General features: G+C 74.3%; 13 protein-coding genes and 1 pseudogene. 6 read left to right on the top strand and 8 right to left on the bottom strand.

Annotated features, from left to right (window positions below; all coding sequences use genetic code 11):
* Positions 1–23 precede the first annotated feature (23 nt).
* Positions 24–1,382, bottom strand: a complete 1,359-nt coding sequence (locus tag AB0927_RS14230; protein WP_366667963.1) for an FAD-dependent monooxygenase — start codon at positions 1,380–1,382, stop codon at positions 24–26.
* 306 nt (positions 1,383–1,688) lie between these two features.
* Between AB0927_RS14230 and AB0927_RS14225 the strand changes: the two genes are divergently transcribed.
* From AB0927_RS14225 to AB0927_RS14215, 3 genes are read left to right on the top strand one after another with little or no spacing between them, the layout of a single operon-like run.
* The gene (locus AB0927_RS14225; RefSeq protein ID WP_366667849.1) at positions 1,689–3,383 is read left to right on the top strand and encodes a hypothetical protein; all 1,695 of its coding nucleotides are present in this window, start codon (positions 1,689–1,691) and stop codon (positions 3,381–3,383) included.
* Between the two features lie 53 nt (positions 3,384–3,436).
* The gene (locus AB0927_RS14220; RefSeq protein ID WP_366667848.1) at positions 3,437–3,766 is read left to right on the top strand and encodes a trypco2 family protein; all 330 of its coding nucleotides are present in this window, start codon (positions 3,437–3,439) and stop codon (positions 3,764–3,766) included.
* Between the two features lie 49 nt (positions 3,767–3,815).
* Complete coding sequence (locus tag AB0927_RS14215; RefSeq protein WP_366667847.1) at positions 3,816–7,790, top strand: tetratricopeptide repeat protein; 3,975 nt, start codon at positions 3,816–3,818, stop codon at positions 7,788–7,790.
* Here the strand turns inward: AB0927_RS14215 and AB0927_RS14210 are convergent.
* The 3 genes and pseudogenes from AB0927_RS14210 to ligA all read right to left on the bottom strand — a co-directional run bounded on the left by AB0927_RS14210 (position 7,723) and on the right by ligA (position 10,699).
* A complete protein-coding gene (locus AB0927_RS14210) occupies positions 7,723–7,944 on the bottom strand; it encodes a hypothetical protein (RefSeq protein WP_366667969.1) in 222 nt (73 codons plus the stop codon). The genes AB0927_RS14215 and AB0927_RS14210 overlap by 68 nt on opposite strands.
* Positions 7,945–8,044: 100 nt before the next feature.
* A pseudogene (locus tag AB0927_RS14205) lies at positions 8,045–8,140 on the bottom strand (polysaccharide deacetylase family protein); the annotation flags it as partial.
* 447 nt (positions 8,141–8,587) lie between these two features.
* Positions 8,588–10,699, bottom strand: coding sequence for an NAD-dependent DNA ligase LigA (ligA, locus tag AB0927_RS14200; RefSeq protein ID WP_366667962.1), 2,112 nt, complete (start codon positions 10,697–10,699; stop codon positions 8,588–8,590).
* 198 nt (positions 10,700–10,897) lie between these two features.
* Here ligA and AB0927_RS14195 point away from each other — a divergent pair, with 198 nt between their 5' ends.
* Together AB0927_RS14195 and AB0927_RS14190 are read left to right on the top strand one after the other, a co-directional pair.
* The gene (locus tag AB0927_RS14195; RefSeq protein ID WP_366667846.1) at positions 10,898–12,109 is read left to right on the top strand and encodes an FAD-dependent monooxygenase; all 1,212 of its coding nucleotides are present in this window, start codon (positions 10,898–10,900) and stop codon (positions 12,107–12,109) included.
* A gap of 131 nt (positions 12,110–12,240) precedes the next feature.
* On the top strand, positions 12,241–12,765 hold the full coding sequence (locus AB0927_RS14190; protein WP_366667845.1) for a hypothetical protein: 525 nt from the start codon (positions 12,241–12,243) through the stop codon (positions 12,763–12,765).
* 19 nt (positions 12,766–12,784) lie between these two features.
* Here AB0927_RS14190 and AB0927_RS14185 read toward each other — a convergent pair whose 3' ends face one another.
* The 3 genes from AB0927_RS14185 to AB0927_RS14175 form a co-directional block, all read right to left on the bottom strand.
* Positions 12,785–14,059: a hypothetical protein gene (locus tag AB0927_RS14185; protein ID WP_366667844.1), complete on the bottom strand. Its 1,275-nt coding sequence runs from the start codon at positions 14,057–14,059 to the stop codon at positions 12,785–12,787.
* A 65-nt stretch (positions 14,060–14,124) separates the two neighbouring features.
* Positions 14,125–15,255 carry a CU044_5270 family protein gene (locus AB0927_RS14180; RefSeq protein ID WP_366667843.1) on the bottom strand — a complete coding sequence of 377 codons (1,131 nt, stop codon included), beginning with the start codon at positions 15,253–15,255 and terminating at the stop codon, positions 14,125–14,127.
* Positions 15,255–15,848, bottom strand: a complete 594-nt coding sequence (locus AB0927_RS14175; RefSeq protein ID WP_366667842.1) for a sigma-70 family RNA polymerase sigma factor — start codon at positions 15,846–15,848, stop codon at positions 15,255–15,257. Before AB0927_RS14175 ends, AB0927_RS14180 begins: the two co-directional genes overlap by 1 nt.
* A gap of 307 nt (positions 15,849–16,155) precedes the next feature.
* Here AB0927_RS14175 and AB0927_RS14170 point away from each other — a divergent pair, with 307 nt between their 5' ends.
* The gene (locus AB0927_RS14170) at positions 16,156–16,746 is read left to right on the top strand and encodes an ADP-ribosyltransferase (protein ID WP_366667841.1); all 591 of its coding nucleotides are present in this window, start codon (positions 16,156–16,158) and stop codon (positions 16,744–16,746) included.
* Between the two features lie 152 nt (positions 16,747–16,898).
* Here AB0927_RS14170 and AB0927_RS14165 read toward each other — a convergent pair whose 3' ends face one another.
* Positions 16,899–17,774, bottom strand: a complete 876-nt coding sequence (locus AB0927_RS14165; protein ID WP_366667840.1) for an alpha/beta hydrolase — start codon at positions 17,772–17,774, stop codon at positions 16,899–16,901.
* Between the last annotated feature and the right edge of the window lie 228 nt (positions 17,775–18,002).

Here is an 18,002-nt window from a genome sequence, read left to right as displayed (position 1 = left end):
CCGGGCAGCCCCGCCGGCACAGCTCAGCCCCGGGGCTCCTCCGGTGCCGCCGGCGGCTCGGCGGGTGTCGGCGCGGGCGGGCGGAAGAGGACGGCCCGGACCACGGGCGGAGCGAACAGGGCGGTCACGGGCGCGCCCAGGCCCAGCACCGAGCGGAAGACGGGCCCCACCACCGGATCGCCGGGATAGCGGTCCAGAACGCGCCGCAGATACCAGTCGGCGGCGCGGTCCGCCGGCTTGGCGGCGACGGCGGTGCCCACCGCGCCCGGCATCGTGCGGTCCGCCCCGGCGGAGATGTCCCACGCCTGCCGGGACGCCGCGAGGAGCGCCCTCTGCACGCGCCGCGTCGTGGGGACCCGGCGCGGATCGGCCAGCGCGTCACGCAGGGCGACCGCGCTCATCGCGGCGACGGCCATGCCCTGCCCGTAGACGGGGTTGAACCTGCACAGCGCGTCACCGGTCGCGAGGAAGCCGGCCGGGCGGCGGCCGGGCAGGTCGTAGCGGCGGCGGATGTTCGCGGTCCGCCGGTAGCCGAACGCCGGCGAGAGCGGTTCCGCCTCGTCCAGCCACTGGTGCAGGAGCGGATGCGGCAGCCTCTTCTTGGCGTACGTCACGAACTCCTCGTCGCCGGTGGGCGGTTGGTCATCGCGCAGCCCCGACAGGATGACCAGGTGGGTGCCGTCCTCCAGCGGCAGCGCACCCCCCGCGTGGACCTGGTCCGGGCTCGGGTAGACGTAGTAGCCGAGCGTGTCGCCGTCGAGGACGCCGCTCCTGCCGCGGTAGACGCGGGAGGCGTACGCGAGACCCGTGTCGATGGTCTCCTCGTGCGCGGCCTCGGCCCCGATCGCCTTCAGCCACTGCTGGGCCTTCGTACCGCCGCCGGAGGCGTCGACCACCAGGTCGGCCTCAAGCGCCCGTTCCTCCCCGCGGGCATCCCCGGAGCGCTCCCGCAGCAGCACGCCCCGTACGCGCGAGGCGTCCCCGAGGAGCCCGACCACATCGGTCCCCTCCACCACGCTGATCACCGGATCGGCGAGGACCCGCCGCCGCACCAGCTCCTCCAACTGCCCCCGGGAACCGGTGTAGATGTGCGTCGTCGCGGGCAGCCGCCGGAACCAGCGCCCGTTCTGCCACTGCACCAGGTCCGACGGCATGCCCACGCGCGGTGCCCCCGCCGTCCGCAGCTCCGCCAGGAAGCCGGGCAGCAGCGACTCCAGCGCCCTCTGCCCGCCCTCCAGCAGAACATGGGGATGCCGGCCCTGCGGTACACCGGCCCGCGGCCCCGCGCCGTCCGGGAACCGGTCGCGCTCGACGAGGGTCACCCGGTCGGCATGCCCGGCCAGGCCGTGCGCCGCGAGCAGCCCCGCGAGGCTCCCGCCCACGACGACGGCATGCCGCGCACCCCGCACCCCGCCCGCACCCTGACGACCCGTTTTCTCCGCAGACTTCACCGGTACGCCCCCTGCTCGCTTCGCCGCCGGAAAGCCCCAGTATCCCGCCGTGCGGCCCGGACCGGCCGCGTTCCGGCTCTTTCACACATCCCGGACACATTCGGCCGCCCTCGCCGCCCCGGCCACCACCCCGTCAGCGCCGCTGCGGCAGGAGAGGCAGCGGCCGGCGAGGCGGCGAAGAGGCGTGTTCCTCCGGCCGGTTGATTCACCGCTGCGCCGCCGCCATGCTGTCGAGGCATGGAGGAAGCGACGACACCGACGACCACCGGCGCCGGCACCGGAGCCCGGGTCGTCTTCCATCTCCTCACCGCACCGGACCGCGAGGAGACGGCCGCCGCGACAGACGTGCTGAGCCGCGCCGGTGTCGCCTACGCGGACCTGCGCCCGCCGGGCGCCCCCGCCGCCGGCGACGACATCCTCACCGGCACCGCCACCACCGCCGCCCTCGCGGACGCCGTCGCCGCGCTCCGTCACCGCTTCCGGCACGGCATCGCCGTACGCCCCGCAGGACCGGCCGACGTCGTCGTACGGTCCGATCCCCGCGTCGAGCAGGGGCAGATCGTGATCCGCAAACCGCGCCGCGACGTACCCGTACGGGACGCCGCAGCCCTGTGCTCCGCCCTCAACGGCCTGCTCGCACAAGGCGCGCCGGACCCGGACCCCCTGCCCTACCCGCCCAGCGTCATGTTCCGCGACGACCAGAGCGCCGAACTCGCCGCCGAGGCCACCCGCCTCGCCCGTGTCCTCACCGACCCCGACTTCGTCGTCGGCGCCGACCCCACCGGCACCCTGCTCGACAACCCGCGGCAACTGGCCGACATCTCCGGGGGATCCCGCAGACTGCTCGACCTGCTCCTGCTCGTCCACGCCTTCTCCCGTACCGACGACGGCGATCACCGCGCGCGCGACCTGCGCATACCCGGTCTGGACGAGGCCCGGCGAGCGGCCTCCACCGTCGAGGTCTTCGTCCAGCCGTCCACCGAACCGGAGTCCCGGGTACTGGCCCACCCCCTCACCGACGGCCGGCAGGGCTTCGTCATCGCACTGCCGGCCCAGACAGCCGAGTTGATGGCCAACATCTCCTGGACCCTGCCCACCCTCTTCACCGCCACGGCGAAAGCGGCACCCGCCCCCGCCGCTCCCGGCTCCCGCACGTTTGACCGCGACCGCACCTGGGCCGACATCGACGCCACCGTCGCCTCCTACCTGCGCTCCTGGCGGCCCCCGCGCGCCGCCGCCCTGCTCCCGCCCCGCCCCCTCATCCCGATGGCCCTGCCCAAGGACGAAAGCCGCTACGGCCCCACCGACCCCCGCGTGGTCTTCGACGCCTGCTCACTCTTCCTCATCGCCCGCGAACTCACCCCGATCCTCCAGGGCAGACTCGGCAACGGGGCCGAGCCGCCCCTGGTGTCGTTCACCGCGGGACTGCCCCGGGAGGCACGCCTGGAGACGCAGGCGGACTGCGCGGCCTACGTCCACACGATGAACGCCCTCATCCTGGGGGCCGGCGAGGACGGCCCCTACAGACCCGACTTCGACAACATCCGGCGCCACCTCCACCCCGGGCGGCCGAGCCGGTCCGGCCGGACACGACGGCTGGAGGAACAGGCCCGGCACGACGCCACAGTGGTGCTGGCCTGCATGAACCGCACGACCGAGGCCATGCTCAGCTACTACGCCGTCGTGGACCTGTACGCCGCACTCGCCCGCGCCCGCCACGACGGCGCCCTCGCCCGCCGCCTGGAGGCGATCGGCGACCGGCGCGAGACGGTGTGCGCCTACATGCTCTGGGTCAAGGAGCACGCCCTGCCCGAAGCCTGGGGGCTGCGCACCCGGCTGGCGGGGGAGGAGGACGGGTGGGAACGCCTGCGGGAGTACGTCCGTCACGCGCAGCGCGACCTGGTGCCCACCCTGGCGGGCCGGGCCGGCTGACCGCTTCCGCCGTCGCGGGGACAGCCCCCCGGGCACGTCGCTACGGTGACCCCATGGACGACATCACCGTCGGCGAGGCCATCGACCACCTCCGAGCGGAACTGACCGCCGCCCGCGATCGCGCCGCCGACTGCGGTGTGCGCTTCGAACTCGGCGACATCTCCCTGGAGTTCACGGTCGAGCTACGCCGGGAACACAGCGGGAAGGGGTCCGTCAAGGCGTGGGTCGTCTCCGGGGAGGCGGGGGCCGCCAGGTCCGAGACCACCGCCCACAAACTGGCGTTCACCCTGCGCGCGGTGGACCGGGACGGCGAGGGCATCCGCATCGGCAACAGCGACGCCCCGACGGACGGCCTGACCGGCACGGACGGGCTGACCCGGTAACCCGCCACAGGCGAACGCCGGCGAACGGGGAACGGCGAGGGGGGCACGGATGGAACTGAGCCGTACGGTCGCGGTCCTGCTGCCGGGCGCACAGCAGCGCTACGGCGGCAACGGAACCGGCTATCTCCTGGGCCCCCGACTCGTCCTGACGGCCCGTCATGTCCTGGCCGGACGGACCACCTGCGACGTACAGGTACCCGGCGGCCGCGCCGTACCCTGCACCGTCCTGTGGCGCGGCGCCACCCACGTCGACGCGGCCCTGCTCCTCGCCGAGACAGACCTGCGCGAACAGGTCGCCCCCGCCCGCTGGGGACGCCTCGTCACCGCCCGCCACCAGCCCTGCGACGTCGCCGGCTACCCCCAGGCCGGACGCCGCGCCGACGGCGGCCTCGACCTCCAGCAGCCGCGCGCCACCCTCGCCCCCGGCACCGGCGCCCTCTCCCACCGCTACACCGTGGAACTCGCCAGCGCCCCGCCCGCCGACCCCGCCCGGCGCACCCCCTCACCCTGGAGCGGCCAGTCCGGCGCGGCCCTCTTCAGCGGCGCCCTGCTGACCGGCGTCGTCGTGAGCGACGTCAGCGGCTGGAGCCTGCCGCGCTGGGAAGCCGTACCGGCGTACGCGCTGCTGGCCGACCCGCACTTCACGGACCTGGTCACCCGGCACACCGCCGCCGCACCCGTATGGGAGCCCGCCGACCTGCAGCACCTTGTCACACCCGCCGCGAACTGGCGGGTCCGCTCCCCGGCGACGCTGCTGGACCAGCGCGCCGAGGTGGTCCGCTTCCACGGCCGCGAGCATCTCCTCGGAGAGCTGACCGACCACTGGTGCGACGGCGACGGCGTCCGGCTCGCCGTCCTCACCGGGCCCGGCGGCGCCGGCAAATCCCGGCTCGCCCGCGAACTGTGCACGCGACTGCGCGACCGGCACGGCTGGGTCTGCGGCTGGCTCGACGACCGCGGCCCGGCCGAAGACCTCGGCGTGCTCGCCGAGGTGGACCGCCCGCTGATCCTCGTCGCCGACTACGCCGAACTGCGGATCACCCAGCTGACCGCCCTGCTCACCGTGCTGGACCGACGGCCCGACGGCCGCCCCCCGGTACGGCTGCTGCTCACCGCCCGGGGCAGGGGCGACACCACGGGCGGCTGGTGGGACCAGCTCAGGACCCGCACACGCGAGACACGAAACCTGACCTACGACGCCCTGCACCACGAACTGCCCGCGCTGACCGGGTTACCGGACCGCGACGCGCACTACCGCGACGCCCTCACCGACCTCGCCCGGCGCCTGCCCGAGGCACTGCCCCGCGCGCTGCGCGACGCCACCGGCGACTGGACGGGCCGCGTCGCCCTCGTCGTCCCCCGCGATGTGAGCGCCCCCGAGTACGGCAGCGCCCTCACCCTGCACATGACCGCCCTCACCGATCTCCTCGCCACCCACCCCGCGACCCGCCCGGACGACACCGGCCTGCGGGTCGAGGAACAACTCCTCCTGCACGAACGCGCCTACTGGGAGGACAGCGCCGCCGGCCGGCCCCGACTGGCACAGGCGGGCCCCGTACCCCTGGCCGACGCGGTCGCCACCGCGGTCCTCACCGCGGGCGCCGAACCCGCCCTCGCCGCACCCCTGCTGCGCTCCTCACCCGGCTTTTGCACGGCGGACGCCCCGACCCTGGACCAGGGCACGGCCTGGCTCGCCGAGATGTACCCCGCCCCGGGTGACAGCTGCTGGGGCGCCCTCCAGCCGGACCGCCTGGGGGAGTACCACGTGGGGGACCGGACCCGGGCCGACCCGGACCTGGCGGCCCTGCCCCTGCTGACGCTGGCGAGGACCGGCACGGCACCGCGGCCCTCCCGCACCCAGGAGCCGGCGCCCGCCGCGAACCCCGGCCCCCGCCCCGCCCCACCGGGCCCCGAGCGCCGTACCGCGCCGACAGCCACCCCCACCCTCCTCGCCGCCCTCGTCACTCTCTCCCGCGTCAGCGAGACACCCCGCCACTGGAACCCCGTCGCCCGCGCCCTGGACCACGCCCTCGCCCGCGAACCGCACCTCGCCGCCACCGTCATGCAGGCCGCCACCCTCACCGAATCCCCCCAGCCCCTCCTCGACGCCCTGCACCGGCTCACCGACGCACCCCACACCGACCCCGCACTGCTGCTGGACCTGCTCGACCGGCTGGGCGCGGGACGCAGCCGGGTACTCGCCGGATGGGCCACCCGCACCGCCGCCACCGCCGCACGCGGCCTGCCGCCGACCCCGAGGGCCGCCGCGCTCGTGCACGAGGCGGGATGGCGCCAGGCCGCCGGGGACCACCACACGGCCCTGCGCCGATGCGACGAGGCACTGCGCCTGTACGACGCGGGCGAGGCCGAAGCCACCCCCGCCCAATGGTTCGCCGCGCTGCTGACCAAGGCCCGCTCGCACCGCTGGAGTGCCGAGTTCGACCAGGCCCTGGTCACGCTCGACCTGGCCGCCGGCCCGGCCGGCACCCTCACCCCCGCCGACCAGGCCCTCGCCGAGGCCGAGATCCTCGGCGAGCGAGCCCGTGTCCTCGCCGGCCGCGGCGACGACGACGCCGCGCACCCCCTCCAGGAACAACGCGTCACCCTCCTGAACTCCCTTGCCCGCCACGGCGATCCCCTCGTACTCGAACGCCTCGCGGACGCCGAGGCCGAACTCGCGCGCACCCTCGGCCGCAAGGGCGAGTTCCGCGCCGCCGCCCAGACGCTGTCCGAAGCCACCGCACAGACCCTGCGGCAGCTCGCCGACGAGCGGCCCGACGTCCTCGGCGACGACGCCCTGGGCAGCCTCGTCGGCCGTGCCAACCGGCTGCGGGCCCTGGGCCGGCCCGAGGAGGCGCTCGCCGTCCTGCGCGACGTGCTCGCCGTGGCCGACCGGCCGCAGAGCCTGGCCACCCCGGTCGCCGCGGCCAACCTGGCCGTCGTCCTCAACGACCTCGGCGCCACGCTCGTCTCCCTGGACAGGCCCGAAGAGGCACTGGAACCCATCCGCCGCGGACTCGCCATCCGGCGAAGCCTCGCGGCGGACGCCGGCGCCCCGAACGAACTGCTCTGGAGCTCCCTCCTCCAGCACGGCGCCGTCCTGACCCGACTGCGCCGCCGCGACGAGGCGCGAAAGGCCGCCGAGGAGTGCCTGAAGACCGGCTCCGAACTCGTCCGCGACAAGATCTCCCGCCCCCGGGTGGAGGCCCTGGCCCAGATCATGCTCGCCGAGAACCTGATCGACCCGGCCCAAGGAAACCCCGGCCACCGGGACGACCTGCGCAGGGCGAAGCGACTCGTCGACCGGGCCGTCCGCAACTACGACCGCGACATCGAGAACCTCCCGGGCGACCACCTGGGCGAGTACGCCGCCCTGCTGTCCGCCGCCGTCGACCTCTACTTCGCCCTCGGCCGCCGCCGGTCGGCGCGCTCGACGATCCGCCGGGTGATGCTCGTCCGCCGCCTCCTGGTCCGCCGCGACCCCGCCCAGCACGGCGACAGCGTGGCGGCCCAGCTCGAAGCCCATGCCCAGGAATGCCTGGAAGCCGGGCGAGCGGACCGCGCCGAAGGCCTCCTCGGCGAGGCGGCCGCCCTGCGCCGGATACTCCTCGACGTGTGCGGCCTGCCCGCCGACCGGTCCGCCCTGGCCAGCACCCTCGCCCGGTACGCCGCCGCGCTCTCCCTGCTGGGCCACCAGCGCGAGGCCCTGCCCCACCTGCGCGAGGCACTGGAACTGACACACGGGACACAACCGCACACCGAGCCCGAGCAGTACGCGCTCGCCGTCGCGACCTGCCACTACAACCTCGCCGACACCCTCGCCTGGACCGGCGCCTTCGACGAGGCACTGCGCGAGGTGACGGCCTGCGAGAAGAGCCTCGCCCCCCTCGCCACCCTGAACCCCGCCCTCCACACCCGCGAAATGACCGACTGCGCCCGCCTGCGCACCGAGATCCTCAACGCAGCCGAACACGGCCTCCCCGGGCGACGCCGTCCCCGCCGAGGACGCCGCGCAGGTCGGTGATGTCGTAGCCGCGGGCGCGGATGGCGCGGATCAGCCGGGGCAGGGCGTCGGCGTCGAGGACCGTGCTCTGACCGTCGGAGCCGACGTGCATCTCGATGATCTCCCCGGGGCGCAGGGCGTCCAGGGCCCGCTGGACGACTTTCCGCACGGTCATGCCGCCGGCCGGGCCGAGGTAGCCGTTGGTGTCCGTTGCCGAATCCGGCTTCCGTGATGGCCCGGGCGGCCTGTGGATGGCGGTGGGCGAAGTCACCGGTGAGGAAGAAAGATGCCGGGGCGCGGTACCGGCGCAGCACGCGCAGCACCGTCTCCAGGCCCTCCGTCTGCCAGGCGGCGTTGAAAGTCAGCGCCACTGCGCGCCGCCGCGTGGGCAGGGTGCGGTTCTCGGACCCGTACAGGGCACGCAGCCCGTCCGCGGGCAGGGGACGGACCAGGGCGGCACGCACGGGGGGCGGCGCCGCGTGGCCGCGGCCGGCGACGGCCGCCGGTGCCGTGCCCAGCAGCGTCAGCGCCGAGGCGGCGACGGCCGTCACACCGGCCAGGACCCTGCGAACCGCTCGCGGGGAAGGAGGCACACGGTCACGCTACTGATGAGCCTGCGCGAGGGGTCGCAACCTCGAACGCGTCGCGTGGGACGGTAGCCACGGTGGCGGTACGCCATGCCGGCGCGGTGACGACCAGCGACCGAAGGGCTCTGTCCCGCCGTACCCTCATGGCCGCCTGCGGCGCGGGCCTGCTGATGCCGCGGCTCGACGCCGCTCCAGCCGGCCCCCGTTTGCCGCGGGAGCCGGGGACGGCGCTCAGCCCAGGAGGCCGGCGACGAGGGCGGCGAACTCGTCCGGGCCGGCGAGGCGGATGCCGAGCTGTTCGGCCTTTGCCCGCTTGGAACCGGCGCCTTCGCCGGCGACGACGAGCGTCGTCTTCTTCGAGACGCTGGAGGAGGAGCGCCCTCCGGCCCGTTCGATGAGCTCGTTCATCTCGTTGCGGGTGAGCCGTTCCAGCTCTCCTGTCATGGCGCCGGTGACGACCACCGTCATGCCGGCCAGCGGGCCCGACCCGGCCGGCGCGTCAGCCGCGCTGCCACTGCCGCTTTCGCTGTCGGGGCCGGTCTCGGCGGCCGAGGGCGGCATCGCGCCGGGCTCGCTCATGTTGACGCCCGCCGCGGCGAGTTCGTCGATGAGCGGGGCGAGCTGCGCGAGTTCCGCGACGATCGAGGGAGCCTTCTCCGCACCGATGCCCTCGACCCGCTGCATCGCCTCGGCGTCGGCGGCGCGCACGTGGTCCATGGTGGCGAAGTGCCGGGCGATGCGGCGGGACATGGAGCGGCCGGTGCCGCGGATGCCGAGCGCGCACAGCACCCGCGCCAGCGGCTGTCCCTTGGCCCTGTCGATCGCGGCGAGGAGGTTGTCGGTGCTGGTTTCGCCCATCCGGTCCAGGCCGAGCAACTGGTCGCGCCGCAGGGCGAACAGGCCGGCGAGATCGGTGACCAGGCCCGCGTCCACGAGCTGGACGATGCGGGTCCGGCCCAGGCCCTCGATGTCGAGCTGGTCGCGGCCTGCGGCGTAGGCGAGAGAGGCGACCAGGTGACAGTTGCGGCCCTGGGCACACCGCCAGCGTTCCTCGCTCGTGTCGATGTCGGACTGGCAGCGGGGGCAGTGCTCGGGGAAGACGACGGGCCTCTCGTCGCCCGTGCGCAGGTGGGCGACGGGAGCCTCGATCCGGGGGATGACGTCGCCGGCGCGGTGCACCATGACGTGGTCGCCCAGGAGGAGACCGCGACGGGTGATGTCGGCCGGGTTGTGCAGGGTGGCGTAGGTGATGGTGGAGCCGTCGATCACGACCGGTTCCAGGACGGCGCGCGGGGCGATGATCCCGGTACGGCCGACGTTCCACTCCACCTCCAGCAGCCGGGTGATCTTCTCCACGGCCGGCAGCTTGTAGGCGATCGCCCACCGCGGCGCGCGGGAGCCGGACCCGGCCGCCTCCTGGTCGGCGGCGAGGTCGGCCTTGACGACGATGCCGTCGATGCCGAAGGGCAGGTCCGCACGCGCGGCGGCGATCTCCTTCACCCGGGCCAGAACCTGCCCGGGATCCGCGGCGACCGTGTCCGGGACGGCGGTTCGGGCACTGGTGTGCACCCCGAACGCGGCGGCCAGCTCCATGAGTTCGCTGTGCGCGGCCGCCTTCAGCCGCTCGGCCAGGACCGGGTCGGTGCCGGGCACGGAAAGCAGGCCGTAGCCGAAGAAGGTCATCGGGACCGTGTAGGCGCGCTCCCTGGCCCGCAGCGTGCCGGCGGCCGCGTTACGGGGATTGGCGAACGGCTGTCCGCCGTGCGCCGTGCGCACCTCGTTGGCGTGCTCGAACTGGACGGTGGTCATGAGGACTTCGCCCCGCACCTCCACGGTCACCGGCTCGGCCAGGGCCGCGGGCAGCCCCTCGATGGTGCCTATCGCGTGCGAGACGTCCTCCCCGGCCGTCCCGTCCCCCCGAGTGATCAGCTGGGTGAGGCGGCCACCGCTGTAACGGGCGGCGACCGCCAGCCCGTCCAGCTTCGGCCCCACATGGAACCGCGTGACCTCACGACCGATCCGCCTGCCCACAGAGGCCGTCCACGCGGTGAACTCCTGGTCGGAGAACACGTTGTCCAGGCTGAGCATCGGCACGATGTGCGGCACGTCCCCCTCCACCGCACCGCCCGCGACCTTGCCGGTGGGGGAGCCGGGCAGCACCTGCGCGGGATGTTCCGCCTCCCACGCGGCGATCGCGCGCACCAGACGGTCGTAGCTGTCGTCGTCCAGAGACGACGTGCCACCGGCGTAGTAGGCGGCAGCCGCACGCCCGGCATCCTCGACCGCCCGCGCATAGCCGGCGGCATCATCGATCACTGCAACAGGAGTCGTCATGCCCGGCATCCTGCCGCCCACCACTGACAACGGGCCGCCGACGAAGGCCGCCCCGCGCAGCACCTGCCGTCCCTCAGAAAAGGACCCCGGCTCCCCGCACGGCCGCCCGCCGTGCCCCGGCCGAACTTCCCGGGCGGCCTCCGCGAGCGGGTCCGGGGCGGTATCGTCCGGCGGGGCAGTGCACTTGAGGGATCGGGGGGCCAAGAAGTGCAGCAGCGCGTCCGTACGCAGGTGGCCGTCGTCGGCGCGGGGCCGGCGGGGCTGGTCACCGCGGCCGTACTGGGGCAGGCCGGAATCGACCATGTGGTGCTCGAACGGCGTTCCCGCGAGCACATCGAGCAGCGCGGCCGGGCCGGCGTCCTGGAACACCGCACCGTCGAGTACCTGAAGGCCTACGGGCTGGCCGACCGCCTGCTCCTGGAGGGCCGCCGGGCCGGCTGGTCCGACTTCCAGGTCCCCGGCCTGCGCCTGCGCATGGACTACGCGGCACTCACCGGCGGCTGCCACCACTGGGTCTACCCGCAGCAGTTCCTCGTCCGCGACCTGTGCGACGTGCTCGCCGCGGCGGGACGGCCGCCGCTCTTCTCCCGCCCGGTCCGCGAGGTCACCGGCCTGCAGGGACCGTCACCGCGCGTCGTGTGCGACGGCCTGGAAGTCGACTGCGACTTCGTGATCGGCTGCGACGGCCACCAGGGCGTCACCCGCACCCTGCTGCCCGACACCGGGCCGGACGGCGCACCGGCCCCACCCGCCTCGATCCGCTTCCCCTACGAGACACTCACCCTCCTCGCCGAGGTCGACCGCCCCGCCGAGGGCGTCGTCTACACGATCAGCGAGCACGGCTTCGCCGGGATGATGCCGCGCACGAGCAGCATCAGCCGCTTCTACCTCCAGATAGCCCAGGGCGAGACCCCCGCCGACTGGCCCGACTCCCGGATCCGCGAGGAACTCACCCGCCGGCTGGCCACCGCCGGCGAGGACCTCTGCCCGTCCATCGGAAAGCTCAGCGACATCGGCACCCTGCTGATGCGCGGGCACATCCCCGGCACGCTCCGCCACGGCCGGCTGCTGCTGGCCGGGGACGCCGCGCACATCATCACCCCGTTCGGCGCCAAGGGCGCCAACCTGGCCGTCGCCGACGTCGCCGACCTCACCCGCGCGCTGATCACCTACTACCGGCAGGGCGACGAACGGCCGCTCGACACCTACAGCGAGCGGCGGCTGCGGGAGATCTGGCAGGTCCAGGAGTTCTCCCACCGCCTCATGGGCCTGGTGATGATGGACCCCCACGTCACCGACCCGGTCGCCCGCCGCTTCGCCCTCGGCCTCAAGCGCGCCGGCCTGCACCGCATCACCCACGGCCCGGACGCCGCCCCCTTCGCCCACGCCTACGTCGGTTCAGGCCCCCTTCTGACCTGACGCGCCCGCGGACGCGTACCCGCCCGACGCGGCCCCTGCGACCTGCGACGGGACCACTCGGGCCGGCCCGTGACGGCTGTGGATAGAGTGACGGCATGTATGCACGGGGGCGTGGACTCAAGATCACAGCGGTGTCGGCGACGGTCGTGCTGGCCCTGACCGGCTTCTCGTCAGGCCATGACCACAAGAGCGGCGGGCACAGCGACGACGGCGGCGGCTGCAGCAACTCCCGCCAGGACCACGACAGTTCACCGACGCCGCGCGGCAGCGACTCGTCCGACTCCGCGACGAGCTCCAGTGACAGCGGCGGCGGATCACACCCCTCACGGACCACCCACCCGTCCACCCCCACGGCGTTCCCCTCCCACGCCACCGCCCAGCCCCTCAAGGACGGCACCGCGGTGCTCGTCCACTGCGCGAGCGTGGCGGACCCTTACGCGACCGTCGAGGTCCGCAACCCGAACGGACGCGAGGGCCTGTTCACCGTGAAGATCAACTTCAAGGACGCGCGCGGCATCACCCTCGTCGACACGGGCGACCAGGTGTCGGTACCCGCGAAGGACAAGACAACCCTCCGGGTACCCCTCATCAGTTCGGGGCGCGTGGAGGAGATCGCTCACTGCGACGTCGACCCCAGAGCCGTCGCCGACCGGTGACCGCACCGCCGCGCCCCGGTCAGCCGCCGCTCGTCAGCACCATCGGCTGCGGCTCCGACTGGCCGGGGTCGGCGACGACGCCGACGGCCGTGATCTGCCGCTGCGGCGAGACGGCCACCCCCGAAGGGTCGAAGAGCGTGCCGGAGGGCAGGCCCAGCGAGCACCACCGGCCGCCGGACAGGCGGATCGCATAACCGTCCGCTCCCGGGCCCGGATAGTCCGCGGTGGCGTCGCGGCCGACGGCGACGACCCCCTGGTCCGTGACGGCCACGGCGCTGAGCCGGCCGGCTTCCTCGGGCGCCGCGACCTGCCGCCAGCCGCGGCCGTCCCAGTGCAGCACCAGGGCGTGGCCCGCGTCGGCGTCGTCGCGCGTGACCCGGCCCACCGCCCACACGTCGTCCGGCCCGCCCGCGGCGACCGCGTTCAGCGCGCCGCCCACGCCCGCGTACGACGGGGTGGCGATGCGGCGCCATGCGTGCCCGTCGAAGTGCAGCAGCAGCGGCTGGTCGTCGTCGTCCTTGCCGACCGCCCACACATCGTCCGCGGCGATCTCGGTCACGCCGGTGAGCAGGAAGCCGCCGCCCACCTCGGGGAGCCGCACGGCCGTCCACGCGGTGCCGTCCCAGTGTTCGGCCAGGCCCGCCTGATGCGTCACATAGAGCGTATGGCCGTCCGGAGCGGTCCCGGTGCCGTCGAGGAGCTGCACGTAGCCCACCGCCCACGCGTCGTCGGCCGCGCGGCCCGACACGCTGACCATGCCGGCGTCGTCCGCGTAGGTATTGTCCGGGAGGGGCGCGGCAACCAGCGTCCAGGAAGTACCGTCCCAGTGCTCGGTGACGATACCGCCGGCCTGTGCGGAGCCGTCCCCGACCAGCCAGCCGCCGCCGCGCGGGAGCGCGGTCACGGCGTTGAAGCGGGTCTCGGCGCCGGCGGGCAGAGGCGCGGTGGGCGTTTCGGTCCAGCCCTGCGGCGCGCTGCCCTGCCGGGTCAGCAGGACCGGCGCGTGCAGGCTGCCCTTGCCGGCCGGGGTGAGGCGGAAACCGGCGGCCCAGGTGGTGCCCGCGTCGGGCTGGGCGACGCCCGTGAGGACGGTGCCGCTCACCGGCAGCGCCGCCGCGCTCCAGCCCGGGCCGATCGAGGGCACGGCCGCGGCCCCGGACGCGACGACAGGATGAGCACCGCGGGACGCGGCCGCGGCGGGAACCGCGCTCTGGGCGCCGGCGGTGCCGGACCCCGCCGTGACCGACGCGACGAACGCGGCGGTCACGGCCGTCACCCACGTGGAACGGGACATGACGAGGGACATGATGATCTGTTCTCCCCAAGAGGTGGACCGGCCGGAACGCCCGGCCGGAGAGGTCAGCTGGGACTGGTCGCGGGGCCGATGAAGGTGTAGGTGGTGCGCTCGACCACGCCGCCCGCCGGCACCGCGGGCCGGCTGCCGCCGGCGCCACGGCCCTGGGACACGCCGTTCAGATCGGCCAGGCTCTGCGGCCGCTGCGCCGGCGGGACCGCCGGCAGGGCGTGCACGGCGAAGACGACCGTTTCCAGCAACTGGCCGCTGCGATCGATGAGATAGCGGACGACGACCGTGCCGTCACCGCGCTCCACGGCGGTGCCGCGACGGCCGGTGCTGTCGGTCGCCGGTCCGGCCACCCGTACCCCCGGCAGCTCGGCGGCCACGCGGAACAACGCGGCACGCACCTTGGGCGGGGCCGGTGACGCCAGCAGCTCGCCGACGGTGACGAAGACCGCCTCCGACGGGTCCTGCTCCGGCTCGGCATACGGCCGCAACCGCGCGCGCAGCGCGGCCGGCGAGGTGGGCAGCCGGGTCAGCTGGTCCCACGTCAGACCGCCGGTGCCGACGGCGAACCGCCACGGTCCCGGCGCCGTCTTGTCCCCCGCCACCGGCAGCGTGTGCCGCAGGTGGGACGTCAGGCCCGCACGGTGCGCCAGATAGACCGTCATACGGCCGAACACCGTGCCGTCGGCGTGGGCCCGGGTGTACGCGACCTTCCAGTACGGGGCGTCGTCCCAGGTGCTGGGGCGGGCCGACTGGTCGGCGGCCAGTTCGGTCAGGAACGACGAAGACGCGGTCGCGCCGCCGCCGGTGCTGTGCGCGGCCCGCGGGCCGGAGTGCCGGTCCGCGGGCGAAGGCGCGACGGTGAGCACGGCCGCGGCGGCCGCGGCAGCCGACAGACCCGTGACCACGACACGCAGCACCGGCCTGCGCCACCGGGGACGGCGCGGCACGTCCGCCCGCGCTCCCGCCTCGCCCAGGCCGGGCAGAGCGGAAGCGGACGACGCGGGCGAGGCGGCCGGCACCGGCGCGGCGCCCGGGGCGGCGGCCTGCTCGCGGTCGCGGCGCACGGCCGCGGCGACGGCCGCGCGGGCCGACGCCAGCACCGCCGGATCCGACGCCGGCACCGCACCGGCGGCCACCAGCTCGTCCCACCCGGGGAACGGCAGGTCGCGAGGGCTCGGCTCCATCACGTCTGGGCACCTTTCGAAGCGAAGGGAAGCGGCCGGCCGGCGGCCGGCGGTTCGGCGGGGTGGCCCGCCACCAGGTCGCGCATCCGCACCCTGGCCCGGTGCAGACGCGAACGCGCGGTACCGGCGGAGATGCCCACGGCCTGGGCGGCCTCGGCGGGCGTCAGCTGCTCCCACGCGGTGAGAACGAGCATCTCCCGCTCCACGGGCGGCAGTTCGCGCAGGGCCGCGCGCAGGGCGGGCCGGAGCCGGGCGGCGTCCAGCCGGTCGTCGACCGCGTCCCAGCACCCGTCGTCGCGCTGCGGGGCACCGCCGTCGGGCGCGGGCGGGCGCGCGGTCCTGCGCCAGTGCGCCAGCACGTGGTTGCGGGCGATCCCGAACAGCCAGCCGCGGACCGTGCCCGCCTCCACGACCCTGAACTCCGCGCGGCGCGCGTACGCCGTCAGCCACACCTCGGAGAGCAGGTCGTCGGCGGCCGGCCCGCACCGCCGGGTCAGATACGCGTGCAGCGTCGCGGAGTGCCGGTCCACCAGCGGCTCGAACGCCGCCGGGTCGTGCCGGGCGCGTCTGAGTGTCTCATCGTCGCTGTCCACACCTCTCCTCATCCGTCCCCGTCCTCAGGGCTCTCACCCTCTACATGTCGCGGCACCGCAAAGCGTTCGCGCCGGCCTGACACGGGGGGTGCGGATTCTCCCGGCCGGCATGCCGGAAGGGCGGTCCGCGCAGAGCGCGCCGCCGCCGTACGAGGAGCGGAAGCAGCCGGGGCGGCCCGTGGCACGTGTGACGGCACCGTCCCGGACACTCTGGATGTAGAACGTCCTTCGAGCACAGGTCAGTTGACTCGCCGCCCGAAGAGTGAAAATCCCCCACCCGCGACCGTGCGGCCGTCAGGATCCGGGCGTGATCACCACCTCTGTGCGGCGGCGCGCCGCAGCCCTCGTCCTGTGCCTGACCGCCGTCTTCGCCACGTCGGCCGCCGCCCCCGCCCCCGCCCTCGCGGCCCCCAACTGCCCCCAGTTCGCGGACAGACTGCGGGCCGCCGCCGACCCCGACCCCGACCTCGACATCGACCGCATCACCCCGAACCCGGTGTGGCGCACCACCTGCGGCACCCTCTACCGCAGCGACAGCCGCTCGCCCGACAAGATCTTCCCGGTCGGCTTCTTCCCCAAGGACATGAACGGCCAGTACGACATCGAGAAGTACGTCCTCGTCAACCAGCCCTCGCCGTACGTCTCGACGTCCTACGACCACGATCTCTACAAGACCTGGTACAAGTCCGGCTGGAACTACTACATCGACGCCCCCGGCGGCATCGACGTCAACAAGACCATCGGCGACACCCACAGGTGGGCCGACCAGCTGGAGGTCGCCTTCCCCGGCGGTGTCGCCCGGCAGTACATCATCGGCGTCTGCCCGGTCGACAAGGTCAAGAAGACCGAGATCATGGACGACTGCCAGGGCAACCCGTACTACGAGCCCTGGCACTGAGCCCTCAGCGCGTCACACGGAGCGGCCCCCGGTGAGCGGCAGCGACACCGTGGAGCCGGCGTCGGGAACCGACGCCGGCTCCCTGCGCTCAGCTCTCGTCGCCGACCGCCGGGGAGACCCGCGGCCGCGTCACGCGGGCCGACGCCGAGGGGTCAGGAGCGGACGGCCGATCGCGCGGCATCGAGGATGACGTCGCTCACCACGCCGGGCCGGGTGAGGAGGGAGAGGTGACCGGCGTCGACCTTGGTGACATGAGCCCGCGCACGGGTGGCCATGGCCAGCTGCTCGGCGGGGGGAATGACGTGGTCGGCGGTCCCGACGACGGCCCAGGAGGGGATGGACTGCCAGGCGGGCGTGCCGGACGGTTCGGATCCGGCGCTGACCGCGAAGGGACGCTGACCGGCCGCCAGGAGCCTGGCCTGGCCGCTGGGCACACCGTTGGCGAAGCAGCCGGCGAACCCCTGGTAAGCGCCGTCGGGCGCGACCTTCAGGTAGGCGTCGTAGTCCCCCTCGGGAGCGCCGGGGTAGGGCACCAGGTTCAGGAACGTCGACGGGTCGGCGGTGACGCACGAACCAGGCTTGGCGGCGTTGATCTGGAACACCGTCTCGCCCTTCGCGGGGATGTAGGCGTCGTCGTAGACCAGGGCCTTGACGTCGGGGTTGCCCGCGGCGGCGTTGGTGATGACCACGCCCCCGTAGGAGTGGCCCACCAGGACGATCGGGCCCTGAACAGTGGCCAGGAAGTCCTTCAGCGTCTGCGCGTCGTAGTCGACGCCGCGCAGCGGGTTGGGCGGGGCGACGACGGTGTAGCCGTCGTGCTGGAGGCGGCTGATCACCGGGTTCCAGCTCGACGCGTCCGCCCACGCGCCGTGGACGAGCACGATCGTCGGCTTGGGGCCCTCTTCTGCCGCGACCGGGGCGGCCTGCGCGACCGTCTGGGTGACCGGCACCGCCACCCCGGCGACAGCCAGGGCGGCCGCGACGGCCAGCGCTTGGGAGGTGCGCGGACGTATTCCTCGGAATCGCATGATGAAGGTCCTTTCGGTGGCCCTGCCACGGGCATGTCGAATGAGGACACCGGCCTTCGCGTCTGCACCGGCCCTCCCGGCGAGACAACCTGTATCGCGCACAAAAGCGTGCTCCAGTGCCGTCGCTGCCACGCTAAAACCGCGGTGCGGACAGGAGTTGCCGACGTGCGTACCACCGTTATGCCGGCAACGCACGGAACATGACGGCAGCCCCAACTGCACTTCCGA

Origin of the sequence: Streptomyces sp. NPDC048106 (assembly GCF_040706415.1) — a bacterium.
Lineage (GTDB): Bacteria > Actinomycetota > Actinomycetes > Streptomycetales > Streptomycetaceae > Streptomyces.
Note: the sequence above shows the minus strand (reverse complement) of the source record. Positions and strands in the feature narration are given on the sequence as shown.